Raw genomic sequence first — 23,478 nt, forward strand, 5'->3', positions numbered from 1 at the left:
TTGCAAAGCCGCCGGGCCTGTCATCTATGCATTCGCCCAAATCATCATCGCCACTTATGGGCAGAATAACGACAAAAGAGAAACCGTGATCGCCGCCCTCATTAAATCAAAACATTGGTGCTAATTTTACAAAACAACAAACCAAAAAAGGATAATGCCATGATACCCCGCGCTTTGCCTCTGTGGGCCGCCGCTGCCGCCGTCGGCCTTCTACCGCTGCACGCCGCTCAGGCCGCGAGTTCCGTGAAGTTTCCCGATAAAGTCTGTGATATCACCCACTACGGCGCAGAAGGCCATCGGCTGCAAATCGCGCTCAACACCGATGCCATTCAAAAAGCGATTGATGACTGCGCCGCCGCCGGAGGGGGAACGGTGCTGGTGCCGAAAGGTAATTTCCTCACCAACCCGCTGTTTCTGAAAAATAATATTCAGCTTAAGCTGGAGAAAGACGCCACCCTGGTGGCCTCAACCGAAGTGGCTGCCTATCGCGGCGATGATAAAACGCGATACGCCGAAGCGGAAAACGGCTGGCTGCCGTTTATTAGCATCGCCGACGCGCAAAACGTGGCCATCGTCGGTGAAGGCACTATCGACGGCCAGGGCGCAGTGTGGTGGGAACGCTGGCGGGAAAATATCCGCGCCACCGGCAAGAAAGGCGGAACCGACCGGCCGCGGCTGATTTATATCACCCGCGCCAGCAACGTGCTTATCGACGGCGTGACCCTCACCCATTCACCCAGCTTCCACGTGGTCACCCGCTACGCGCACGATGTCGATATCAACGGCACGCGTATTCTTTCGCCGTGGCATGCGCCGAACACCGACGCCATCGATCCTATCGATAGCCAGAATATCCGTATTACCAACAACTATATCGACTGTAACGACGACCATATTGCCATCAAGGCGGAGAAAGCCGACCCGCGCTTCCCGGACGGCGTGGTGGATAACATCTATATCGCCAACAACACTCTGAAGCAGGGGCGCGGGATCTCCATCGGCAGCGAGAGCGCAGGCGGCGTGAATAACGTGCTGGTGGAAAACAATACCTTCGAAGGTTCGATGTACGGCATTCGGATTAAAAGCCCGCGCGGCAAAGGCGGCGAGGTAAAAAATATCGTCTACCGCAATACCAGAATGCATAACGTTGAGGTGCCGCTGGTGTTCTCCGCCTATTACAAAGCCGCGCCGATTGTGCAGGCCGATGTCGATAAGCTGTTGCAGGCAGGCGGCTTTACCCTCGGCGAGCAGATCTATCCGCCGGACAGCGACCCGAAACAGCCGTTCGATAAATACAAGACTCCGCACTTCAGTAACATCACCGTTGAGAATTTAACCTCCACCGGCGACAGCAAAGCGGCGGCCTATATTATCGGTACCCCGGAAGCGCCGCTCAGCGGTTTCCATTTTAGCAACGTCAATATTGAAGCCGACCGCGGCCTGCGCATTCGCAATGCCGAGCTGGAGAGTAAAGGACTTAACCTGCAGGTGAAAGCAGGTCCGGTAATTCAACAAGACGCTGGCGCCATCGTGCGCCAGTAACGCCACATTTGCGGGCAGCTGCACCACGGCGACTCTTCCGCCGGGCGCGGTCTGCCCCTTTTTTGATCCTCGTTGGCTTAGAGCCTGGCCCAACAGGCGTAATCGTTGCAGACAGTTTGCACACGGACAGCGCGCAAGAACCGGAGCGTACACGTAGTACGTGAGGGTGATTCGCTACGCTCCCCCTGCGGGCCGCCCAGAAGGGCGTTCAACACTCTGTGAGTATTGTCTGAGCACTGCCCAGGGCCAAACTGGCAAATAAGATAGCCCTAATGGGATAGGTTCTTAAACCGCCGCGTTTATCGATGGTATGCCCTGGCATTCTCTTTGCAACCCTCCCGATATCTTTATCTGGCGAGGCAACGAACATGACAGAGCAAACCACAACGCTTAAAAGAACGCTCGGCAGTTTCCGCTTATGGGGGATCGCCGTTGGGCTGGTTATTTCCGGGGAGTACTTCGGCTGGAGCTACGGCTGGTCCCAGGCCGGGACGCTGGGCTTTCTGATCGTCGCGCTGGCCATCGCCGCGATGTACTGCGCCTTTATTTTTAGCTTCACCGAGCTGACCACCGCCATTCCGCATGCGGGCGGACCTTTTGCCTACGCCTACCGCGCCTTTGGCCCCACCGGCGGATTTATCGCCGGCTTCGCGACCCTGATTGAATTCGTCTTCGCCCCGCCCGCCATCGCTATGGCCATCGGCGCCTATCTTAACGTGCAGTTTCCGGCGCTCGACCCCAAATGGGTGGCCTGCGGCGCCTATATTATCTTTATGACGCTGAATATTCTCGGCGTGGGGATTGCCGCCACCTTTGAGCTGGTGGTGACGTTATTAGCGATCTTCGAGCTGCTGGTGTTTATGGGCGTGGTCGCGCCGGGCTTCTCCTGGAGCCACTTTACCGCTAACGGCTGGGCGGGCGCGGAAAGCTTCAGCGGCCTGGCGCTGCCGGGCATGTTTGCCGCCATCCCGTTCGCGATCTGGTTCTTTCTGGCGATTGAAGGCGCATCGATGGCCGCCGAAGAAGCTAAAGATCCGCAGCGCACTATTCCCCGGGCGCTGGGCGGCGGCATTCTGACCCTGACCGTACTGGCGATAGGCGTGATGGTCTTTGCCGGCGGCGTCGGCGACTGGCGAACCCTGGCCAATATCAACGACCCGCTACCGCAGGCGATGAAAATGGTGGTCGGCAACAGCAGCGGCTGGCTGCATATGCTGGTGTGGCTGGGGCTGTTTGGCCTGGTGGCCTCGTTCCACGGGATTATCATGGGCTACTCGCGGCAGATTTACTCTCTGGCGCGCGCGGGCTATCTCCCCGCCGGGCTGGCGACGCTGAACCGCCGCACCCGCACGCCGCATCTGGCGATCCTCGCCGGAGGCGTGGTCGGCATCGCCGCCATTTTCTCCGATTCGCTGATCACCATTAGCGGAATGCCGCTGACCGCCTGTATCGTCACGATGTCGGTATTTGGCGCTATTGTTATGTATATCACCTCGATGGCGGCGCTGTTTAAGCTGCGCCGCAGCGAGCCGAAGCTGATTCGACCGTTCCGCGCGCCGCTCTATCCGTGGGCGCCGGCCTTCGCGCTGGCCATGGCGGTGCTCTGCCTGGTGGCGATGGTCTGGTACAACACGCTGCTGGCGCTGATTTTCGCCGCCATGATGCTCGGCGGCTACCTGTGGTTTCGCAAGACCGCAGCGGCCCGCCAGCGCGCGGCGGTGGATCCGCAGCTGCATACGGTCTCCTGAGGAGGCGACACATGTATAAAACCACGCTATCGGGCCAGGTATGGCGCTTTGAGAGCCTGAAAACCCTACTGGCGAAGGCCTCCCCTGCGCGTTCCGGCGACGCGCTGGCGGGCGTTATCGCCGGCTCCGCCGAAGAGCGGATGGCGGCAAAAATGGCGCTGGCGGAGGTTCCGCTCACCGAGATTCTCGATAATCCGCTGATTCCCTACGAGCAGGATGAGGTGACCCGGCTGATCCTCGATACCCACGACGCCCGGGGCTTCGCGGCGATTCGCCATCTTACGGTCGGCGATTTTCGCGACTGGCTGCTCGACGACGCCACCGATGAAGCGGCGCTGCGCCAGGTCGCCCGCGCGATAACCCCGGAGATGGCCGCCGCGGTCAGCAAGCTGATGCGCAATCAGGATCTGATCCTCGCCGCCAGCAAATGCCGGGTCGTCACCCGTTTTCGCAACACTATCGGCCTGCCGGGGCGCCTGAGCGTGCGCCTGCAGCCCAATCACCCGACCGATGACCTCAAAGGCATCGCCGCCAGCATGCTCGACGGCCTGCTGTACGGCGCAGGAGACGCGGTGATCGGCATCAATCCGGCCAGCGACAGCCTGCCGGTGCTGGCGCAGCTAAACCATATGCTTGACGATATTATTCAGCGCTTCGCCATCCCCACCCAGTCGTGCATTTTGACCCACGTCACCAACACTCTGCAGCTGATTGAGCGCGGCGCGCCGGTGGATCTGGTGTTCCAGTCGGTGGCCGGTACCGAAGCCGCCAACAGCGGTTTCGGCATTAATCTGGCGCTGCTGCAGGAAGCGCGGGAAGCGGCGCTTAGCCTGAACCGCGGCACGCTGGGCAACAACGTGATGTATTTTGAAACCGGCCAGGGCAGCTGTCTTTCCGCCAACGCCCACCACGGCGTTGACCAGCAGACCTGCGAAGCCCGGGCCTACGCCGTCGCCCGCCATTTTGAGCCGCTGCTGGTCAATACGGTGGTGGGCTTTATCGGCCCGGAGTATCTGTACGATGGTAAGCAGATTATCCGCGCCGGACTGGAAGATCACTTCTGCGGCAAGCTGATGGGGCTGCCCATCGGCTGCGACGTTTGCTACACCAATCACGCCGAAGCGGATCAGGACGATATGGATACCCTGCTGACGCTGCTTTGCGCGGCCGGGCTGACCTTTTTGATCGGCGTACCGGGGGCTGACGATATCATGCTCAACTATCAAAGCACCTCGTTCCACGATGCCCTTTACGCCCGCCGACTGCTGGGTTTACAGCATGCGCCTGAGTTCGCCGACTGGCTGACGAAGATGCAGATTATTGACCGCCACGGCGCGCTGCGTCTGACCGATGCCCGCCATCCGCTGCTTTCCGTCCTGCCGCAAGGAGAACCGGTATGAATCCTCCCGACGCCTGGAACCCGCTGCGTGAGTTTACCGATGCGCGGATTGCGCTGGGGCGCAGCGGCGCCAGCCTGCCTACCCGCGAAGTGCTGAATTTCGGCCTCGCCCACGCCCGGGCGCGCGATGCTATCCACCAACCTTTCGCCAGCGACCAGCTTGTTCAGCCGCTGGCGGAGCTGGGGCTGTCGACGCTGACTGTCCGCAGTGCCGCCAGCGATCGCCATGTCTATCTGAATCGCCCGGATTTGGGGCGACAGCTGAATGAAGAGAGCCGCGCCGACCTCGCCGCCAGCGGCCCGCGCCCCGCCGACCTGCTGCTGGTGATTGGCGACGGACTGTCGTCGTACGCCGTTCAGCGCCAGGCAGTGCCGTTGATTCGCGCCCTGCTGCCCTATCTGAAAACCCTCGGCCTGAGCCTGGCCCCGGTGGTGCTGGCGCACCAGTCGCGGGTCGCGCTGGGCGATGATATAGGCGAAACGCTGAAGGCCAGAGCGGTGGCGATATTGATTGGCGAACGGCCCGGGCTCTCTTCGCCGGACAGCCTCGGAGTGTATTTAACCTGGCAGCCGCATCGTCAGCGTCTGGAGTCGGAGCGCAACTGTATTTCTAATATCCGTCCGGAAGGGCTGAGCTTTGCTGCCGCCGCTTTTAAGCTGGCCTGGCTACTGGAGCAGGCCTTTTTGCGGCGGCTTACCGGAGTGCGCCTGAAAGACGAAAGCGATAATCCTGCACTGCATGGAAAAATAAAACCGTTGAGCCAGCTAAAATAATAAACCAGGCGGACAGAAGAATAGATTTTTAATATTACCGGCGCACCTGGATATTATTTTCGGGTGCACGCTGGCATTGCGGATTTTGCAGGCCGGGTAAGGCGTCAGCCGCCCCCGGCATAATGCGTTCACCGTACCCAAAACAGGGTTGTCATCAGCCTTATGCCCTCGCCTGGAGGTAATAAGAATATTGCATGAGTAAAAACGAAACGGACGTTGTAAGGTAAATCTGCATACCAAATATATCTCGTTATCTATTCAATATAACAGCCAATAATTCGCCGGATATCCAGGTGAATTATTTCTCAATGTTATGCAGTCATTGATGGTTAAAGATATACCCAAAATAATTCGAGTTGCAGGAAGGCGGCGACGCAGGGAATCCCCAGGAGCTTACTCTAGTAAGTGACTGGGGTGAGCGAGGAAAGCCAACGCACATGCAACTTGAAGTATGAAGGGTATAAATAATCGACCGACGGTGAGGTAAAAATGAACAAGTTTTCCGGGAAAGCGTCTTTAATGGCCACGCTGGTTGCCGCGTGGGTCGGTGCCAGCAGCGCGCAGGCGGCTGAAATTAAAATTGGCGTGGTCTTGCCGCTGAGCGGCGCGCTGAGCGGCTACGGACAACCTTCGCAAAAAGGGCTGGATATCATCCAGAGCATTACGCCGACGTTAAAAAATGGCGACACCGTGAAGCTTATCGTGATTGACGATAAGAGCGACAAGGTCGAAGCCGCTAACGCCATGCAGCGCCTGGTCTCCAGCGATAAAGTCGACGCGGTGATCGGCGAAGTCACCTCCTCCAATACCCTGGCGATGACCAAAATCGCCGACGACAGTAAAACGCCGCTGGTCTCCTCAACCGCCACCAACGACCGCGTCACCCGCAACCACCCTTACGTCAGTCGGGTCTGCTTCTCCGACAGCTTCCAGGGAGTGGTCGGCGCTAACCTCGCCTCGCGCGATCTGAAGGCTAAAACCGCCGCCATCGTCTTCGACAGCAGCAACGACTACTCCGTTGGCCTGGCGAAAGCCTTCCGCACGCAGTTCCTGAAAAACGGCGGCACCATTCCTATCGAAGTTCAGGCTCCCGGCGGCAGCAAAGACTTTAAGGCCCAGCTGGCCAGCGTGAAGGCGAAGAACGTCGACATGATCTATATGCCGATCTACTACACCGAAGGGGCGCTGATCGCCGTACAGGCGAAGCAGCTGGGGCTGAGCAAGCCGGTGGTCGGCGGCGACGGGCTGGCGGCGGATCAGGTCTTTTTTGACGTCGGCAAAGACGCGGTCAACGGCTATATGACCACCGACTACTACTCGCCGAACGCCAAAGAGCAAACGCCGGCGGGCGAGGTGTTTATCAAAGCCTGGGAAGCCAAATACCAGCAGCCGACCCATACCTGGGGCGCGATGGCGGCGGACGCCTATAACGTCATTATCAACGCCATGAACCAGTGCAGCGACCCGCGCGACCGGGTTTGCGTTAACGAAAAAATTCGCGCTACTAAGGACTTCCAGGGCGTAACCGGTACGCTGACGTTACAAAACGGCGACGCTATCCGCAGCGCGGTCATCAACGAAGTGAAGGATGGCAAGCTGGCGTTTCGTACCGTGGTTAATCCTTAACCCCGTCATACTTCAAGTTGCATGTGCGCTGGCTGTGTTACTCGGCTCATCCATGAGCATCGCCCCTACGGGGCCAGCGCAAGCGCTGTTCAAAACGGTTAACCGTTTTGTCCTGCAACTCGAATTATTTAGGGAAAATAAGAGAGATATCAGATGGATGGTGCCATTTTTCTCCAGCAAGTGGTCAATGGAATGAGCCTTGGGGGCATGTACGCCCTGATTGCCATCGGTTATACGATGGTTTATGGGGTGCTGCGCCTGATCAACTTCGCCCATGCGGACGTGATGATGGTCGGGGCGTTTACCACCCTGTTTTTGTTTTCTTCCATTGGACTACCCTTCGGGGTAGCCGTTTTCCTGACCCTCGCGCTGTGCGGCCTGTTCGGCATGCTGATCGACCGGGTGGCCTATCGCCCGCTGCGTCAGGCATCAAAAATCTCGATGCTGATCACCGCCATCGGCGTCAGCTTCTTCCTTGAAAACCTGTTCAACGTGCTGTTTGGCGGCAGCTCGCGCTTCTTTTCCGCACCGGAATTTTTCAATAACACTCGCGCCGTTGGTGACGTGATTATCACCAACGTGGCGTGGATTGTGCCGCTGATCACCGTCCTGCTGCTGCTGGCGATCCTCTGGCTGCTGTACCGCACCCGCTACGGGATGGCGATCCGCGCGGTGGCCTTCGACGTTAATACCGTGCGCCTGATGGGCATCGACGCCAACCGCATTATCTCGCTGGTGTTCGCCCTCGGCAGCAGCCTCGCGGCGCTGGGCGGGGTGTTCTACTCCATCAGCTACCCGACCATCGACCCGCTGATGGGCGTGCTGATCGGCCTGAAGGCCTTCGCCGCCGCGGTGCTCGGCGGAATCGGCAGCGTCACCGGCGCGGTGCTCGGCGGCTTTATTCTCGGCTTTACCGAGGTGGTGGCGGTCGCCCTGTTTCCCGAGCTGGGCGGCTACAAAGACGCCTTTGCCTTTATGTTCTTGATTCTGGTCCTCTTATTCCGCCCGGTTGGCATTATGGGCGATGAACGTCTGGAAAGGAGCCGTTTCTGATGCTCAACGCTACGACTACCGCCGGGGCGCAGCTGCGCAACCTGGTCATTATTGCTCTCTGCGTCGCGCTGCTGGCCGGGATCAACGTCGTCTTCAACGACTACATTATTCGCGTCATCAGCACCATTTTCGTCTTTATGATCCTCGCAGTCAGCTATAACCTGATCAACGGCGTGACCGGCCAGCTGTCGCTGGAGCCCAACGGCTTTGTGGCGGTCGGCGCTTACGTCACCGCCCTGCTGATCCTCCCCAGCGACAGCAAGCTGGATATGTTTGAGATGGCCGCGCCCAGCCCGTGGATCCTCGTGCTGCACGCCGGGTTCCTGCCCGCGCTGCTCATTAGCGGCCTGTGCGCGGCGGCGCTGGCGGTTTGCCTTGCCCTGCCGGTCTTCCGCGTGCGCGGCGACTACCTGGCGATTGTGACCCTCGGCTTCGGCTTTATCATTAAAATCCTCGCAATCAACAATCCGCAGATCACCAACGGCGCGATTGGCCTCAACGATATTCCGCAGCAGCCGCATCTGCTGTTCTGGTGCGGGCTGTTCGCCCTGCTGGCGACCGGGATGATTTTGCAGCTGGTGTGGTCGAAGTACGGGCGAATGATGAAAGCGGTGCGCGACGACGAAGACGCCGCTATCGCCATGGGCGTGAACACGTTTCGCATTAAAACCTGCGCCTTCGCCACCAGCGCCTTCTTCGAAGGGATCGGCGGCGGCCTGCTGGCCTCGCTGCTGACCACCATCTCGCCGGGCCTGTTCGACTTTATGCTTACCTTCCAGCTACTGATTATTATCGTGCTCGGCGGCCTGGGCAGCACCACCGGCGCGCTGCTCGGCACCGTACTGGTGGTCGGCAGCGGCGAGTGGCTGCGCTTTCTCGATCAGCCGCTCCAGTTCTTCGGTCACGATCTCGGCGCGTATCCGGGCCTGCGGATGGTGGTGTTCTCGCTGCTGCTGCTGATCATCATGTTGTTCGCCCGCGAAGGTCTGCTGGGCAAAAAAGAGATTTGGCAGGTGGGCAAAAGGAGACGCGGCGATGGCGCAAAATAAGGTCATTTTACAGGTGCAGGACGTGACCATGCAGTTCGGTGGCCTGCGGGCTATCGACAGCGTCAGTTTCCACGTCGACGAGGCGGAAATTTTTGGCCTGATTGGCCCCAACGGCGCGGGCAAAACCACGATGTTCAACGTCATCACCGCCAACTATAAACCGACCAGCGGCAGCGTGACCCTCGCGGGAAAATCGCTAAAAGGGCTGAAGCCGAACCGGGTGGTCAACGCCGGGATTGCCCGCACCTTTCAGAATATCCGCCTGTTCAACTCGATGACGGTATTAGAAAACGTGATGGTTGGCCTCGACAGCGCCAGCCGCTATTCGCTGCTGGAAGCGGCGCTGCATATCGGCCGCTACTACCCCGCCGAGCGGGCGGCAAAGGCCAAAGCGATGGCGATTCTGGACGATATCGGTATCGCCCATTTCGCCGACGTGCAGGCCACCAACCTTAGCTACGGCAACCAGCGCAAGGTGGAGATCGCTCGCGCGCTGGCGACCTCGCCAAAATTACTGCTGCTCGACGAACCCGCCGCCGGGATGAACCCAAAGGAGACGGAAGATCTGGCAGACCTGATCTTCCGCATGCGTAACGACTATCAGCTCAGCGTACTGCTGATCGAGCACGATATGCCGTTCGTCAACAAGCTGTGCGAGCGGGTGATGGTGCTGGAGTACGGCAAGCCGCTGTTTAGCGGCCTGATGTCGGAAGCCATTGAGGATCCGGGCGTGATTTCCGCTTACCTGGGGGACGTTCGTTATGCTTAGCGCGCGCGAATTAAACGTGTTTTACGGCGTGATTCAGGGACTAAAAGGCGTTGATATTGATATTTACGACCGGGAGATCGTTACCCTTATCGGCAGCAACGGTGCCGGGAAAACCTCCACCCTCAACGGCATCGTCAATCTGGTGCGCTCCACGGGGCGGGTCAATTTTCTCAACGAGGATATCTCCCGCAGCCAGACGCATCAGATTGTGCGTAAGGGGCTGGCGCTGGTACCCGAAGGACGGCGCATCTTCACCAACCTGACCATCGAAGAAAATCTGCGCATGGGGGCCTACAATAATCTCGCCGGCTTTACCCGCCTGCGCGAACGCATGTACAGCCTGTTTCCCCGCCTCAAGGAGCGGCGTGCTCAGATGGCGGGCACCATGAGCGGCGGCGAGCAGCAGATGCTGGCGATCGCCAGAGCGCTGATGAGCGAACCGGTACTGCTGATGCTCGATGAGCCAAGTCTCGGGCTGGCGCCGAAAATTGTCGGGGAGCTGTTCGCCACGATTAGGCAGCTACGGGAGGAGAATATTACCGTGCTGCTGGTAGAGCAGAACGCCACGGCGGCGTTGACCATCGCCGATCGCGCCTATGTGCTGGAGAATGGGAAGATTATGCTCTCGGGTCCTGCGCAGGAGGTGCTGGCGAATCCGGAAATTAAGCGGATGTATCTGGGGGGATAAAGCTGTTCAGGGCTGCGGCTTCGCTTCCTGCGTCGCCGCAACCGCAAACAGCCTCGCGCTACACAAAGCACACCTCGTTCCAGTAGGCTTCACGCGTCCTGCGCCGCTCAGTATGTTTTATCATGGCGAAACCACCTTGTTTCAACGTTGCCGAGCTCAATTCCGTAGAGACTGGCGACCGGTAATATTGCCTCCATGATGCGTTGGGTATCCTGCTGCCCGGCTTCACCGTCAGATAAAGAAGCCAGCCAGCCCGTTATGCGTTGCCACAGCGCCACTTTCATTTTCTCCTCCGTCAGGAAGCATTTTTGCCTGGGTCTATTTCAACCACAGTTGACGGCGAGCGGGAAATATCAATTCCGGATTAGTAATGCTGCGGGATGCATATTGGGGCCTTTCCCGGATTGCGACGTAAACGTCTTATCCGGGCTACTTTTCCTCGGTTTGGTAGCCCGGACAGGCGCGTCAAGCGCCGCCTCCGGGAGAGTTTCATACAGCAGCGGAGATATCTCTGAAACAACGTGTTATGCAGCGATGCCCTGGCCCCCGCTGAAATCGGCGAACCGGAGGACCGAAGACAAGGGCTGGCCGCCAGGGATGGCGGCCAGAGGCGAATCGAGACACGACAAAATTGCCTGGAGCAATTTTGAACAGCGCTTGCGCTGGCCCCGTAGGGGCGAGTCCCAGGGATGGGACGAGTAAGGTCGAGTTGAGCCGACCGCAGGCTGAGGTCCGGGAGGTGAGCGCAGTGCGCAGCACCGATTTCTTTGCGGGACCGCGGGGATTGTAAAGGGGGAGACGGTTTTCTCCCCCTTTTCCCGTTCACGTACCTCGATGAGGCATTTTCTGCGACTTGATGGTGAACGGAACCCCTCTACACCCTCCCGGAGGCGGTGCTACGCACCTGTCCGGGCTACTTTTCCCCAGCGTAGTAGCCCATCCGGTTAAACAATACCCACAGTTTTGTTAAGTTCTTTTTTGTTATAGATAAGAACTTTTTCTTCTTTGCCGCCGATGGGCGATTTGTGGGAGCGTGATAAACACAAAACAAAACAGGGATTCAGGGGAATAACAATGCGCATTGCAAAAACAAAAATCGCGCTGGCGCTGGGCATGCTGGTGCTCGCCGCGCAGGCTCAGGCCGATCAATTAGCCGATATCAAAGCCGCCGGCGTGGTCAAAGTCGCCACTTTCGACGCCAACCCGCCGTTCGGTTCGGTAGATCCGAAAACGCATAAAATCGTCGGTTACGACGTGGACTTCGCCGAAGCGCTGGCCAAATCTCTCGGCGTTAAGCTGGAGCTGGTCGCCACTAACCCGGCCAACCGCATTCCGCTGCTGCAGTCCGGCAAGGCCGACCTGATCGTCGCCGATATCACCATCACTCCGGAACGTGCACAGGTCATTGATTTCTCAACACCTTACTTTGTGACCGGCCAGCAGTTCCTCGTTCCGGCAAAATCACCGGATAAGCTCGATGATTACAGCAAAGCGCGCATCGGCGCGGTAAAAGGCACCACCGGCGAACAGGCGCTGCATCAGCGTTTCCCGCAATCGCGCGTGCTCTCTTATGATGATATTCCGCTGGCGCTGACCGCCCTGCGCAACGGCAACGTGCAGGCCATCACTCAGGACAGCACCATCCTGGCCGGACTGCTGGCGGAAGCGCCGGACAAAGCTAACTTCAAAATCATCCCCGACCTGCTGAGCAAAGAAGAGATTGGCGTCGGCGTGAAGAAAGGCGAACCGGCCCTGCTGAAAGCGGTCAATGACGAGCTGGTCAAGCTGGAGAAATCCGGTGAGGCGGCCAAAATTTACGACGTCTGGTTTGGCCCGAGCACCAAAACCCCGCAGCCGCGCGCCTTTACTATCGAAGCGAAATAAGCAGAGAAAGATGATGTTATCGGCTCTATTTTCACGCTCCGCGGCATCGTCCGCGGATTTTTCGCATCTGCAGCGCGCCAGCATTGAGTTTCGCGATGTTGCCAAAAGCTACGGCGACCATCGGGTGCTGAACGGCGTTAACTTACAGGTTGAACCCGGCGAAGTGGTGGCGATCCTCGGCCCTTCGGGATCGGGCAAATCAACCCTGATCCGGCTGATCAACCAGCTTGAATCACTCAGCGGCGGCGAAATACTGATCGACGGCAAACCGACAGCGCAGCTCACCGGCAGCGCTCTGCGCCAGCTGCGCAGCCGGGTCGGCTTTGTTTTTCAGCAGTTTAATCTCTATGCCCACCTGACGGCGCAGGAGAATATCACCCTCGCGCTGGAACGCGTTCACGGCTGGGGCAAAAGCGCCGCCCGCGAGCGCTCGCTGGCGCTGCTCAACCAGGTCGGCCTTGCGGATAAAGCCCGGCAGATGCCGGCCCAGCTCTCGGGCGGCCAGCAGCAGAGGGTGGCGATCGCCCGCGCCCTCGCCTCCTCGCCGCAGATTATTCTGTTCGACGAACCCACGTCGGCGCTCGATCCGGAGATGATCGGCGAAGTACTGCAGGTCATGAAAAACCTCGCCCATAGCGGGATCACCATGGTGGTGGTGACGCATGAGATGCAGTTCGCCCGCGAGATTGCTGACCGGGTGGTGTTTATCGACGGCGGCGATATTCTCGAAGTCGCGCCGCCGGCCGAGTTTTTTGCCCGGCCGCAGCACGCCCGCACCCGCCGTTTCCTGCAAAAGGTGCTCGATCCGCTGCACCAGGAGAGTGAGGCGTGATCCCGCATCTCGACTGGCATGGCGTGCTGAGCGGGCAGCCGCTGCAATGGATCATCTCCGGTTTTCTCACCACCGTCTGGGTCAGCATCGCCGGGATGGTTCTGGCGACCGTGCTGGCCATCCTGCTGCTGGCGCTGCGTCTCGGGGGCGGCAGGCCCGGCCGTTGGCTGGTGGCGGCCTGGGTTTCACTGTTCCGCAATACGCCGCTGCTGGTCCAGCTGCTGTTCTGGTATTTTGCCGCCTGGAATCTGCTGCCGCTGGGGGCGCGGGATTTTATTAATGACGATCGCAGTTGGTCGATTCTTCCGGGCAACGTCTGGTGGCTGACGCCGGAGTTTCTCTGCTCAATGTGGGGACTCGGGGTCTTTACCTCGGCGTTTCTGATTGAAGAGATCGCCTCCGGGCTGCGCGCCGTTAGCCACGGTCAGCGGGAAGCGGCGCTGTCGCAGGGGTTTACGCCCTGGCAGGAGCTGCGCCACATTCTGCTGCCGCAGGGGCTGGCTAACGCCTGGCAGCCGATTATCGGCCAGTATCTCAACCTGATGAAGCTCTCTTCGCTGGCGAGCGGTATCGGCTTTGCCGAACTGACCTATCAGGTGCGGCAAATCGAGAGCTACAACGCGCATGCGCTGGAGGCGTTTGCCGTCGGCACCGTGCTGTATCTGGCGCTTGGGGTGCTGTTGGGCGTGGCGCTGACGCGTCTCGGTCCGGGAAGAGCTCAGCAAAGGAGAGCCGGTTATGAACGCTAATCTGGCGGTCATCGTTGATAACCTCGATTATCTGCTGTGGGGGCGGCTGGCGGACGGTATCCCCGGCGGCGTGGTGCTGACGCTGCTGATGGCTATCGGCGCCGCCGCGCTGGCGCTGCCGGGCGGCGTTCTGCTGGCAGCTATCGCCTGGCGCTACGAAGGGATCGTGCGGCGGCTGCTATTTCTGTGGGCGGAAATTATTCGCGGCATCCCGCTGATCTTCGTGATTTTCTGGCTGTGGTATCTGCTTCCTATGCTCACCGGCAGCGATCTCCCGGGCGCGGTCACCGTCACGGTGGCGCTGGCGTGGTTTACCGCCGCCTCGGTGATGCATTCAGTGCTGGCGGGCCTGCAATCGCTACCCCGTGGGCAATACGAAGCAGCGCTGACCCAGGGTTTCGCTCCCGGGCAAACGCTGCGCCTGATCCTGCTACCGCAGGCCCTGCGTAACGTTCAGCCGTCGCTGGTTGGGATATTTATCGGCCTGCTCAAAGACACCTCGCTGGCCTTTATCGTCAACGTGCCGGAGCTGACTACCGTCGCCGGGCAGGTCAATAACCGGGTGCAGATCTACCCGCTGGCGATTTTTGTTTTTACCGGCGCGGTTTACTATCTGCTGTGCTGCGGACTGAGTCTGCTGGCGAATCGCCGATATGGGAGAGCGACCGGGTAGCCATCGGCCGTGGCGCGGTGAAGGATTATCGCGCCACGCTGCGTTTCCTGAGCAACGCGTCTCTTCTGCGCCGGAGCAAGGTTGCTTGATACTATTTCAGGTAATACATTGATTTATATAATATATATTATTTACGACCCATAACATTTACGCTCGCCCGGCGAAGGGATAAACGACCCGCCGAGCTTAAATCTCAGATGGCTAATTTATTTATTTTAAAATCCAGCTTCACCTCCGCGTTACGCTGATGGGTATAAACCGTTTTGACGCTGCAGTTCTCAATTTTGGCAATAGATTTCGGCTGTATCCCCTGCGCAAGATGACCAATGATTTGCATCTCTTTACGGGTCATTTTTCCTTTTTTTATATCACTGCGGCGAAAACGACCGTTTATGGCTCGGGTCAGCTCATGGCGAATAGCGTATAAGGATTCCGTATAAACCACGCCTCTGGCCTGACTATTGAAATACCAGTAATTGGCCAGCGCCTCCAGCCTGGTTGCGGCAATTAATATCACCTGTTTTTTCTCGGCGATTTTCAGCCATTGGTGTTCATGGCTGATAAAGTGGCTCATAAATTTAGGGCTAATATTAATAAACATAAACCCGTCGCGTAGTTCATCCAGAGATGGGTAGATCAAATCGCGGATATCAAAAATAATCGTGGATAATCCGTCAACAAAGTAGCGATCTTCTCTCGGCCAGATACATGACCGTAAATCAGTGAGATAGTCCATATATCACGCGCTCCTCATCCATGATTTGCCGCTTTCCTTAACGGGAAGAGTACAAAGGAAGGCGACTCCTCTGCGCAAAAAACGCCACTAAACATATATAAGATGAATAATTCAGATTCTATATAACACAAAATAAAACATACGCATGGCATATAATTTGTATTTAAATGCGCAATCACAATATGAAACAGCCACTTTATGTTTCAGAAGTTATGTGTTTAATTAACACGAGTCAATATGAAGGATGGATGAAATGGCACTTCACAACTAAGAAATTAGAACCCCTAAAATAAAATGATAAAAAAAATTAGAGTATCTTAATTAACTTAAAAACAAGGAATCACAAAAAAACCATTAATTACAATGAGATAGTAAAAACATGGCGCTTGAAAATAATTCTCAATTCATCTGGTCCAGGAATTTCCCCACCAGCCATTAGGAACTTTCTTAGGAAAAGCCATATTAATAGAAAAAATTCATAGCCGGAACGATAAAGACAATTAGCATGAATTATTTAATAATGGAATATCATATATATTCGGGATACGAAAACATCATTTCATCACGTATCAAAGCGGACATAATGTTGATATTTTTTCGGCGCAAAATAACATCAAAAAAACATAAAAAATCAAAAATAGATCATTCTCAATGATGAATGTTATCCGGATGGCGAGCGCTGCCCGGCTACTTCACCGGACAGTCTTTTGTCATTTTAATAAATTTGTCGTTATAGATAATGTAGTGGTTCCCCGGCTGGCGCAGCGAAGCCTTGCGGACAACGTCCCCGGGCCGCAAATACCATGCATCCCCTTCCTCTTCCGTCGTATCGCATCCGGGCTTGATCAGCAGCTTAAACCAGGTATTGCCGGTGTTGCTGACGGTCCCCGCCGCGCGATCGTAAGCCCATTTGAACTGTACCTCGCGCGGGCGAACGACGAGGATAGTGTCCATGACCACCACCGGATCCATACTCACTTCCGTACCGCTTTGATTACGCATTACGTAATTACGGGTCGGAATTTCCCGGAACGATACCCGATAATAGCGCTCGCGGTTATCTTTCGGGCCGTGGTAGTAAAACTTAAAATATTCGCTCTCCCCCGCCTGTAGAGTGAGCTGACGCGGGGCAAACAGCAGCTCGCCGTCCGCCGGACGGGAACGCACCTCTTTGCCGCCGGGGCGGTCGATAGCGACGATAGAGACCCGATACAGCCGGGCACTTTTATTGTTGTTGATAACCCGCTTAGCAGCGAAATTGTCTTCCGCTGCCAGCGAGAAGGTTAAATTCCCCACCGAGATAGCCTGCGCTGCTGTCGCCAGTCCCAGCGACAGCAGGCAGATCAGCATCCGCAGCAAATTAGTTAATGTTACGCCACGTCGCCTGGACATGAATTTCTCCTGAAGCACTCACTTCACCAAACCAGCCGTTATCATCCACCGTTCGCAGCGATATCGCATTATCCATCGGGATGGAAAACTTCACCGTCGTTTTGTCCATCTGCCCGACATCGCCAGAAATATCCGTCCATGGCGTGGTTAACCACAGGGCATCGGTCATATCGCGCCAGGTATCATCGCATCCGGCATCGTAAGTTTTGGTTGACCCGGTCTGCGTCGTAAACGCCAGCGTCGCCGGGAACGGCACCTTCGCCGTGCCGTCGGATGAACTAAAAATACAGTATGAACGCCCGCCAATAACCTGTGCCGGGCCGGTGACTTTAATCAGCACTTCATCGGCGGCGGTCTTACCGCTGGTCGTCACAATATAGCCGAAATCCAGCGACGGCTCGCCGCTGCCCACGTAGCCCTCGCGGGTCGGCGCCGAGGTGTACTCATCGGAAATAATGCTGATGCTGAAATCACGCGGCTTAATTATCAGGGTGTTAGAGGTTGAAAACTCGTACCAGCCAGACTCGGGCGAGGTGGTGTTATAGAAACGGAAATTAAACAGATCTTTGGTATTCACGTCGCTGATACCCAGCGTCACCATCTGCTTAAAAAAGTTGCTTGAGAAGAAGACATACACTGAATCTGATGATTTCATCTCATTAAACGTATAGTACTGAGCGATGCCGTTCACCGGCTTCCATGAGTTGCCGTCGAGGCTGAACTGCATATCGTAGTTCCCCACCGCGGAGGCCAGCGCCGAGTTGCTGATAGCCGGGAAAATATGAATTGAGGTATTGCTGAGGCCATTGGTTTGCAAATTGTAGTTCACCATTTTGCAGCTCAGACCGGAGCGGGTACCGATAGTCTGGGTGCGACAGTCAGCATTGCCTTCGCCCAGCGTCGGAACCCCGTCGCTGTTGATAAACACTTCCGCCAGCGCATGGGTGTTAATCAGCTTCAGGTTTGCTGCTTTGGTATGGGTGACTTTACGTACATACCAGCTACCTGAAGCCTGATCTTTACAACGCGCGCCGCTGGTAGCGTCATAGTTAACAGAAGTTTGACAGGAGTTAATGGTCATTGAGAAGCTGCTGCCCACCGACATCTGCTGCAGATACTGGTAGAAAGCATCGGACATCATGCCGTGCATCCACTTTTGTCCGCCAGGGGTCACCGTCACGCCATAGAAACCGTTGGCGTCGGTAGTTTGCGGCAAGATCAGGCTGGTGGCCATATCGCAGCCCGCATACCAGTTGATACAACGCAGCCCTTGTAACGGATGGGATGTGGGGGAGTTATCAAACCACATGTCAAACTTCCAGTTGGCAATCAGACCGGTGTTATAGCCGTTATCGATATAGCCCAGACTCTGCTGATAAATGGTGCCCGAGCCGTTATATTGCAGTCCCGTCCAACGGTTAGCCCCGGTCATACGCGGGTCCAACGCGCCGCCTGGGGTGACGAAGAAGTTATCATCCGAGTTGTTTTCCACAAAAACAAACTGCATGGCCGCCGCATCCGGCCAGGTGGTTTTGGTGACCGCAGCGTTGACTCGCGTCACGCACAGCGCCGCCGTTAACATCACTAAACATGCCAGCCACTTAGCTTTCATTACCTTCTCCTGTCGGCTGCACGCGGGCATAGGTGGAGAGGCCGCTACAGACCACATCGCCCACCCATACCGCGCCGCGCGCCTGGCTTAGCTCCAGCGCCACTTCGCAGCTCTGGTTTTTACCGTAACTGAAATCGATGGTGGGATACTTTTTATCCACGTCCATCACAAACTCACCGTTCTCATCGGTGCGGGTACGACCGATATGGTTATTAATCCGCGCATTGGCCAGCAGCGTGCCGTCTTCCGCGCGAATGCGCCCGGAGACCGTGACCATCTGCTTCACTTCCGGCTCAATCACCGCCACGTTCCCCGGATAAAGGGTCAGCTGGCTCTTGCGCCCGGTCACGATATCGTAGCTGTCGAGCGAATTTTTACTGTTCTGCAACTCCACTTCATAGCGGCTGTAGGGCGACAGCGGCAGGTAGTTGCGGTTGCCGGAGAGCTGAACAATGCGACCGTTAACTTTGGCGCTCAGCTTGCCGTCATTTTCCAGTCCGGTGTTGAAAATCACCCCGGCATTGCCGTCGGTGCGGCCGCTGGCGGCGATATTTTTCCCCTGCCAGCCCACGCTGCCGTTGGCGGTCAGGTTGGTGTTCACGTAGCCATCCACGCCGCTGTTCACGTTCAGCGTACCGGTGGAGTAGCGGGTATCAAACTGAGCATATGCGCCGCCGCTGAGGGTTTTATCATCGCCTGTGTCGCCGGAAATCGCCCGCGAAACGTTGGCGCCGATGGTACGGATGGTGCTGCCTTCATCAAACTGTTTACGCGCCGACAGGTTGGCCATGGTGTAGCCGTTCTGATGGGTCATCCCGGCGCTGAACCAGTTGCCGAGCGGCAGCGAGAAATCGAGCGCAATATACTTCCCGGTGCTGGCGCTGCTATCGCCGTTATTAAAGCGCTGTATCCCTGCGCGCAGGCCCAGCGATCCCCAGGATCCGGTATAAAGCGTCTGGTAGTAATCCGCCGTGTAGTAGTGGCTGTTATAGCGGCGGTCATCGTTATAGCTGATGCTGAACGTCCCCAGTTTTGACCAGAGTGAATTGAGATTCAGCGTACCGCCGATAGCCCGGTTGTCGGCATTACTGCGCCGAATCCGGTCGCCAATCTGCGTTTTTTCCTGGTTGACCCACACCGAGCTGAAGCCGCCGGGCAGCGTGGCGCTGATGCTGCCGATGCTGCTCCACGAGCTGTCGCTGGCCAGCATATTCTGCAGGTTCACGTTAATGGACTCAGTGATCGGCAGGGTCAGGCGCGTCTCAGCGACGGCGTTGTTATCGTAACCGTAGCCGGTCGCCGCCCAGCTTAAGGTGCTGAGCGAACCGGAGGCCGAGGCGCCCGCCAGCCAGCTGTCTTTAGCCGGAAGCGTCTTTTTACCGCTCTCAGACCAGCGGTCCATATGGAAGCTGCCGCCCCAGAACTGCCAGGCCAGCGGCGTGCCGGCGCCGCGTCCGCGGCTGAACAATTTATTGACCCGCTGGGTACGCTTGCTGACCACCCGGCCGTTCACAATGACTTCAACCTCGACATCGTAAATGCCATACGGCAGGCCGCGCGTGTCCACTTCGTGGTTACCCATGGCAAAGTTCTGCACGCTCATCAGGCGCCCGTCGCGGGTGAGATGCACTTCCCCGGCGGCGGGTAAAAAGGCGACCACCGGCGTCGCCGACTGGGAGTTGTCGAACACCGTTGAACTGGCCTGGTTGCCCCATGAGGCGCCGTAAATCTTCCCTGCCGAAACGGCGGTCATCGGGCCGAGGGACTGTAAATTCCAGGTATCCAGCATCCCGCCCGCAAAACGATGGCCGGCAAAATCGCGTTCATACATCGCTTTATAGACTTCGCTGTCCTGATTGCCGGAGCCTATACCGTACAGCGAGCCGTCGAGCACCACGTGATGCTCGCGCAGCGCGGTGACGTTGTTCAGCGACAGATAGCTGGAGGTGTTGTTGCCGCCGTTGCGCATCTGGTTGTTATATACGCCGAGGTTATAGTTCATCGTGCTGCTGAGGGTATTGACGCTGGACTGACCGATATCTTCGCTGCGCGAACGCAGCACGGTACCCAGCGCCTCCTTTCTCACCACCAGCTGCAGCAGCAGCTGGCGCAGGCTGAGCTGTAGCTGCGCATCATCTGTCAGACTAATTTTGAGTTCTTTAGTGAATGCTTCATTGGCCAGCGCGGTCAGCTGCTTGCGGGTCTGTTCACTGACGGTGGCATTGTTATCGTTCTCTTCCAGCTGTATTTGCCGGACGCGCAGTACGCCGTTATCCAGCCAGATAAAAGCGTTGCCGATGCGCTGATCGTCCTGGGTACCGTTGCTGCCTTCGAGGTGAATAAACAGAGGAATGCTCATTCCGTCCTGCAGCGCCTGGCTGAAGGCCTGAGGGATAATGACGCCGCCGATTTGCTGTACTTTGTCAGCCGCGGCGGAAACGCTGAGCGGAACAAGCAAGATGGCCATGCCAGAGGCAAGGAGCACTTTAAGTCCTGGGGCAATCCCTGGTATAAGCATAGTTTTGGTCCGTCAGCACAGTTGTCTATTTCACGGGAACAAACTGCTCGCCCTGCCAGAGCGCGACCCGTCCTTTTTTGTCAGCCACATTGACGCGCGTAAAGCGGCGCTCTTTTCCGGGCATCAGGAAGTAGTTTTCTTTGCAATCCTTACCATCCGCCGGTTTCAGGCACGGGCCATAGGCCAGAATGCGCAGGGTGGCGTTGCCGGTATTGGTCAACGTGCCGTTGGCGTACTGATAGCGGTAATTCACTTTTCTCGGGGCCACCACCAGGATGGTGCCGATGCGTGCCGAAGCCGTGGCTACCGCGCTGCGGGTCGAGCCGTTGCGCTGGGCATCGCTGAGCGCCTGATCGAACCAGACGATGCGGTAATAGCGCTCTTTATCGTCCGCCGGGCCTTTATAGAAAAAGCGGATCACGTCGCTGGCCTTCGCGGGCAGCAGCAGGCTGGCGGGAGTCAGTAAAATCTCGTCCTGCTTATCCATCGGGATCACCTTACCGCCATCCAGCGGCGAAGAGAGGCGTTCCATATGGATGTTGATTAAGCGACCGCTGTCGGTCGTATTTTTGATCTCTTTGCTCAGCGTGCTGCTGTCGCTGTTCATAAACGAAGAGATATCGCCCACATCCAGCGCCAGGGCAGGCGTCATTGTGCTGAGCAACAGGCCGATGGCCAGAATGTGTTTTTTCATATCATTTCATTCCGTGAAAGAAAGCAGGGGGAGAACCCCCTGCCTGGTGCTACGAGAGGATCAGCTGGTCCAGGTGGCGTCGAACTGTACGCTGACGTCACCGCTCCAGATACCTTCCGGCAGCGTGCTGTAGTCAGTAACGGCAGTTGTGCCGTTGGTGGTGCCGCTGATGATGGAGAACGTGAAGCCGTCCTGAGCGGTGGTGCGACCAGCGGTGTTATAGCCGTTAGACAGCGCGCTGAGGTTGCCGCCCAGGGTGCCCGCAGCGGTGTCGATCATGACGGTGTCAGCCGTTTTTTCGACCGCAGCGCCGTTGTAGTCAACGCCCACGCTCAGGGTGGAACCAGAGGTATCCAGCTGAGTCAGGGTATTGGTGATCAGACGAGAGGTCAGCTTGAATGCGGTCGCGGTGGTGTCACCTTCAATAGCCACATCAAACAGGCCTTTCTGTGAGTTAAAGCCTTTAACCCCTTCAGCATACTGGAAAGCCAGGCTGCCCAGCGGAGTCACAACCAGCTTGCTGGTTGTGTCTTTTTTGGCGGTTGCGGACCAGGTAGCGACTGCCTGAGCAGTAACGTCAGCTGCCTGAGCGACACCCATACCGGCAAACGCGGTTACCAGAGCAATTGCAAGAACCTTTTTTTTCATAGCTTTTTCATCCTGAGTTTATTAAGGGACCTGATGTCCCACGTCTGTGTGCATTCCCGCCATAGTTCAGGCCGCATCATTATTATCTGCGACGCAAATTATTTTGGGTGTTACGACCTGGTGCACAATTTTTAAATACAACGTTTATTACTAATTACAGCGCTAACTTATATATTTTTGAATACAATTTGGCCTCAGCATTTCGCCGATGGGTATAGACTGTTTTCACACTACAATTCTCAATTTTGGCGATAGATTTCGGATGCATTCCCTGCGCCGTCATACGAATTATCTGCATTTCCCGGTTAGTAATTTTATCTTTCTTTATATCTTTACGTAGAAAACGGCCATTGATAACGTAAGCCAGCTCCTGACGAATATCCTTAGCTAAGTCTACGTAGACCACGCCTCGAATGGAGCCATTGTAATACCAGTAATTGGCCAGCGCCTCCGAGCGCCTTGCAGCAATAAGTACAATCTGCTTTCCTTTCATTTCAGCCAACCACTCATTATCGCGGCGGATAAAATAATTCAGCGAACTGGCGCTAAGGTTAATAAATACAAATTCCCGGCGTACCTTTTCTAGTGAAAGATAGATTAAGTCATCGATATCCAGAATAAGCTCAGCGAGACCTTTTAAAAAAAAGCTATCATGCGCCGGCCAGATGCACTGATCTAAAGAATATTTATAATCCATATAGTGTTAAACCCCATAGTCCTGGAAATCTTGAACGTATCACAACACTGCTGATAGCCCAGGCCTGCAAAGTCTAATTCAGCAAATTCCCTCTTATAAATATATCCAATCTAAAACCACAAAATAGTATTGCTTGAGGCAAAGAACACTAAATGACTTGCTTGTTTCTTGTGTCACCAAATTTAGGATTTTTCTCCATGTGTGTCAATAAGTGCGCTGGGGGCTAATTACCGACCAGGTCAATTTAAGCCTGAAGAATAAAAATAAGGATATTGAGTTAAACACAAAAAGTATTTGTTTTCATATGGTTATTGGTGGGATATGCGTCGATTCTTAAGTGAATATTATATGTTCCAGGATCTTAGCTATTAGCTGTTAAGACTATTCTTAACCGC

The 23,478-nt window shown here is 56.4% G+C and carries 21 protein-coding genes and 1 pseudogene; 13 read left to right on the top strand and 9 right to left on the bottom strand.

Going from position 1 to position 23,478, the window contains the following annotated elements; genetic code table 11:
- Positions 1–159: 159 nt before the first annotated feature.
- From ACSIPU_RS10865 to eutC, 4 genes are all read left to right on the top strand, one after another.
- Entirely contained in the window at positions 160–1,542 is a 1,383-nt protein-coding gene (locus ACSIPU_RS10865) for a glycoside hydrolase family 28 protein (protein ID WP_196557669.1), read from the top strand.
- A 368-nt stretch (positions 1,543–1,910) separates the two neighbouring features.
- Entirely contained in the window at positions 1,911–3,290 is a 1,380-nt protein-coding gene (gene eat, locus ACSIPU_RS10870; protein ID WP_196557666.1) for an ethanolamine permease, read from the top strand.
- Between the two features lie 11 nt (positions 3,291–3,301).
- Positions 3,302–4,690: an ethanolamine ammonia-lyase subunit EutB gene (locus ACSIPU_RS10875; protein ID WP_049593468.1), complete on the top strand. Its 1,389-nt coding sequence runs from the start codon at positions 3,302–3,304 to the stop codon at positions 4,688–4,690.
- On the top strand, positions 4,687–5,463 hold the full coding sequence (eutC, locus tag ACSIPU_RS10880) for an ethanolamine ammonia-lyase subunit EutC (RefSeq protein WP_196557664.1): 777 nt from the start codon (positions 4,687–4,689) through the stop codon (positions 5,461–5,463). Before ACSIPU_RS10875 ends, eutC begins: the two co-directional genes overlap by 4 nt.
- Positions 5,464–5,721: 258 nt before the next feature.
- On the opposite strand, the pseudogene ACSIPU_RS10885 reads toward eutC, so the two are convergent.
- Positions 5,722–5,802: pseudogene (locus ACSIPU_RS10885) on the bottom strand (hypothetical protein); the annotation flags it as partial.
- 180 nt (positions 5,803–5,982) lie between these two features.
- Between ACSIPU_RS10885 and ACSIPU_RS10890 the strand changes: the two are divergent.
- From ACSIPU_RS10890 to ACSIPU_RS10910, 5 genes are all read left to right on the top strand, one after another.
- Positions 5,983–7,089, top strand: coding sequence for an ABC transporter substrate-binding protein (locus tag ACSIPU_RS10890; protein ID WP_026055932.1), 1,107 nt, complete (start codon positions 5,983–5,985; stop codon positions 7,087–7,089).
- Positions 7,090–7,242: 153 nt separating this feature from the next.
- The gene (locus ACSIPU_RS10895; protein ID WP_049095073.1) at positions 7,243–8,142 is read left to right on the top strand and encodes a branched-chain amino acid ABC transporter permease; all 900 of its coding nucleotides are present in this window, start codon (positions 7,243–7,245) and stop codon (positions 8,140–8,142) included.
- Complete coding sequence (locus ACSIPU_RS10900; RefSeq protein ID WP_004099332.1) at positions 8,142–9,191, top strand: branched-chain amino acid ABC transporter permease; 1,050 nt, start codon at positions 8,142–8,144, stop codon at positions 9,189–9,191. The genes ACSIPU_RS10895 and ACSIPU_RS10900 overlap by 1 nt, the downstream gene beginning before the upstream one ends.
- The gene (locus tag ACSIPU_RS10905; protein WP_004099331.1) at positions 9,178–9,960 is read left to right on the top strand and encodes an ABC transporter ATP-binding protein; all 783 of its coding nucleotides are present in this window, start codon (positions 9,178–9,180) and stop codon (positions 9,958–9,960) included. Before ACSIPU_RS10900 ends, ACSIPU_RS10905 begins: the two co-directional genes overlap by 14 nt.
- Positions 9,953–10,648: an ABC transporter ATP-binding protein gene (locus ACSIPU_RS10910; protein ID WP_049101164.1), complete on the top strand. Its 696-nt coding sequence runs from the start codon at positions 9,953–9,955 to the stop codon at positions 10,646–10,648. Before ACSIPU_RS10905 ends, ACSIPU_RS10910 begins: the two co-directional genes overlap by 8 nt.
- Before the next feature lie 107 nt (positions 10,649–10,755).
- Here the strand turns inward: ACSIPU_RS10910 and ACSIPU_RS10915 are convergent, their stop codons facing one another.
- Positions 10,756–10,932: a hypothetical protein gene (locus ACSIPU_RS10915; RefSeq protein ID WP_004099329.1), complete on the bottom strand. Its 177-nt coding sequence runs from the start codon at positions 10,930–10,932 to the stop codon at positions 10,756–10,758.
- A gap of 790 nt (positions 10,933–11,722) precedes the next feature.
- On the opposite strand from ACSIPU_RS10915, the gene ACSIPU_RS10920 reads away from it, so the two are divergent.
- The 4 genes from ACSIPU_RS10920 to ACSIPU_RS10935 are packed head-to-tail and all read left to right on the top strand — an operon-like array spanning position 11,723 to position 14,786.
- The gene (locus ACSIPU_RS10920; RefSeq protein WP_004099328.1) at positions 11,723–12,532 is read left to right on the top strand and encodes an ABC transporter substrate-binding protein; all 810 of its coding nucleotides are present in this window, start codon (positions 11,723–11,725) and stop codon (positions 12,530–12,532) included.
- 13 nt (positions 12,533–12,545) lie between these two features.
- Positions 12,546–13,364, top strand: a complete 819-nt coding sequence (locus ACSIPU_RS10925) for an amino acid ABC transporter ATP-binding protein (RefSeq protein WP_004099327.1) — start codon at positions 12,546–12,548, stop codon at positions 13,362–13,364.
- A complete protein-coding gene (locus ACSIPU_RS10930) occupies positions 13,361–14,113 on the top strand; it encodes an amino acid ABC transporter permease (RefSeq protein WP_196558239.1) in 753 nt (250 codons plus the stop codon). Before ACSIPU_RS10925 ends, ACSIPU_RS10930 begins: the two co-directional genes overlap by 4 nt.
- Complete coding sequence (locus ACSIPU_RS10935) at positions 14,103–14,786, top strand: amino acid ABC transporter permease (RefSeq protein ID WP_004099324.1); 684 nt, start codon at positions 14,103–14,105, stop codon at positions 14,784–14,786. The genes ACSIPU_RS10930 and ACSIPU_RS10935 overlap by 11 nt, the downstream gene beginning before the upstream one ends.
- 193 nt (positions 14,787–14,979) lie before the next feature.
- Here ACSIPU_RS10935 and ecpR (ACSIPU_RS10940) read toward each other — a convergent pair whose 3' ends face one another.
- The 7 genes from ecpR (ACSIPU_RS10940) to ecpR (ACSIPU_RS10970) form a co-directional block, all read right to left on the bottom strand.
- On the bottom strand, positions 14,980–15,522 hold the full coding sequence (ecpR, locus tag ACSIPU_RS10940; protein WP_004099323.1) for an ECP biosynthesis operon DNA-binding transcriptional regulator EcpR: 543 nt from the start codon (positions 15,520–15,522) through the stop codon (positions 14,980–14,982).
- Positions 15,523–16,209: 687 nt separating this feature from the next.
- Positions 16,210–16,914 carry a fimbria/pilus periplasmic chaperone gene (locus ACSIPU_RS10945; RefSeq protein WP_004099322.1) on the bottom strand — a complete coding sequence of 235 codons (705 nt, stop codon included), beginning with the start codon at positions 16,912–16,914 and terminating at the stop codon, positions 16,210–16,212.
- Positions 16,883–18,496 carry a fimbrial adhesin EcpD gene (ecpD, locus tag ACSIPU_RS10950; protein WP_227626342.1) on the bottom strand — a complete coding sequence of 538 codons (1,614 nt, stop codon included), beginning with the start codon at positions 18,494–18,496 and terminating at the stop codon, positions 16,883–16,885. Before ecpD ends, ACSIPU_RS10945 begins: the two co-directional genes overlap by 32 nt.
- A gap of 19 nt (positions 18,497–18,515) precedes the next feature.
- On the bottom strand, positions 18,516–21,044 hold the full coding sequence (locus ACSIPU_RS10955) for a fimbrial biogenesis outer membrane usher protein (protein WP_196558240.1): 2,529 nt from the start codon (positions 21,042–21,044) through the stop codon (positions 18,516–18,518).
- A gap of 25 nt (positions 21,045–21,069) precedes the next feature.
- Positions 21,070–21,738, bottom strand: coding sequence for an EcpB family pilus assembly chaperone (locus ACSIPU_RS10960; RefSeq protein ID WP_004099319.1), 669 nt, complete (start codon positions 21,736–21,738; stop codon positions 21,070–21,072).
- A gap of 60 nt (positions 21,739–21,798) precedes the next feature.
- Positions 21,799–22,386, bottom strand: a complete 588-nt coding sequence (gene ecpA, locus ACSIPU_RS10965) for a common pilus major fimbrillin subunit EcpA (protein ID WP_004099318.1) — start codon at positions 22,384–22,386, stop codon at positions 21,799–21,801.
- Between the two features lie 154 nt (positions 22,387–22,540).
- On the bottom strand, positions 22,541–23,083 hold the full coding sequence (gene ecpR / locus ACSIPU_RS10970) for an ECP biosynthesis operon DNA-binding transcriptional regulator EcpR (protein ID WP_004099317.1): 543 nt from the start codon (positions 23,081–23,083) through the stop codon (positions 22,541–22,543).
- Positions 23,084–23,478: the final 395 nt, after the last annotated feature.

Origin of the sequence: Klebsiella sp. HN106 (genome assembly GCF_051209435.1) — a bacterium.
In the GTDB taxonomy this organism is placed as follows: domain Bacteria; phylum Pseudomonadota; class Gammaproteobacteria; order Enterobacterales; family Enterobacteriaceae; genus Klebsiella; species Klebsiella oxytoca.

Bases quoted from the DNA above. Each gene is read 5' to 3' on its own strand.
- ACSIPU_RS10905 (WP_004099331.1), top strand. From the start codon at position 9,178: ATGGCGCAAAATAAGGTCATTTTACAGGTGCAGGACGTGACCATGCAG.
- ACSIPU_RS10865 (WP_196557669.1), top strand. From the start codon at position 160: ATGATACCCCGCGCTTTGCCTCTGTGGGCCGCCGCTGCCGCCGTCGGC.
- ACSIPU_RS10925 (WP_004099327.1), top strand. From the start codon at position 12,546: ATGTTATCGGCTCTATTTTCACGCTCCGCGGCATCGTCCGCGGATTTT.
- ACSIPU_RS10920 (WP_004099328.1), top strand. From the start codon at position 11,723: ATGCGCATTGCAAAAACAAAAATCGCGCTGGCGCTGGGCATGCTGGTG.
- ACSIPU_RS10945 (WP_004099322.1), bottom strand. From the start codon at position 16,914: ATGTCCAGGCGACGTGGCGTAACATTAACTAATTTGCTGCGGATGCTG.
- ACSIPU_RS10890 (WP_026055932.1), top strand. From the start codon at position 5,983: ATGGCCACGCTGGTTGCCGCGTGGGTCGGTGCCAGCAGCGCGCAGGCG.
- ecpR (WP_004099323.1), bottom strand. From the start codon at position 15,522: ATGGACTATCTCACTGATTTACGGTCATGTATCTGGCCGAGAGAAGAT.
- ACSIPU_RS10935 (WP_004099324.1), top strand. From the start codon at position 14,103: ATGAACGCTAATCTGGCGGTCATCGTTGATAACCTCGATTATCTGCTG.
- ecpA (WP_004099318.1), bottom strand. From the start codon at position 22,386: ATGAAAAAAAAGGTTCTTGCAATTGCTCTGGTAACCGCGTTTGCCGGT.
- ACSIPU_RS10910 (WP_049101164.1), top strand. From the start codon at position 9,953: ATGCTTAGCGCGCGCGAATTAAACGTGTTTTACGGCGTGATTCAGGGA.
- ACSIPU_RS10915 (WP_004099329.1), bottom strand. From the start codon at position 10,932: ATGAAAGTGGCGCTGTGGCAACGCATAACGGGCTGGCTGGCTTCTTTA.
- ACSIPU_RS10875 (WP_049593468.1), top strand. From the start codon at position 3,302: ATGTATAAAACCACGCTATCGGGCCAGGTATGGCGCTTTGAGAGCCTG.
- ACSIPU_RS10955 (WP_196558240.1), bottom strand. From the start codon at position 21,044: ATGCTTATACCAGGGATTGCCCCAGGACTTAAAGTGCTCCTTGCCTCT.
- eutC (WP_196557664.1), top strand. From the start codon at position 4,687: ATGAATCCTCCCGACGCCTGGAACCCGCTGCGTGAGTTTACCGATGCG.
- eat (WP_196557666.1), top strand. From the start codon at position 1,911: ATGACAGAGCAAACCACAACGCTTAAAAGAACGCTCGGCAGTTTCCGC.
- ecpD (WP_227626342.1), bottom strand. From the start codon at position 18,496: ATGTTAACGGCGGCGCTGTGCGTGACGCGAGTCAACGCTGCGGTCACC.
- ecpR (WP_004099317.1), bottom strand. From the start codon at position 23,083: ATGGATTATAAATATTCTTTAGATCAGTGCATCTGGCCGGCGCATGAT.
- ACSIPU_RS10895 (WP_049095073.1), top strand. From the start codon at position 7,243: ATGGATGGTGCCATTTTTCTCCAGCAAGTGGTCAATGGAATGAGCCTT.
- ACSIPU_RS10960 (WP_004099319.1), bottom strand. From the start codon at position 21,738: ATGAAAAAACACATTCTGGCCATCGGCCTGTTGCTCAGCACAATGACG.
- ACSIPU_RS10900 (WP_004099332.1), top strand. From the start codon at position 8,142: ATGCTCAACGCTACGACTACCGCCGGGGCGCAGCTGCGCAACCTGGTC.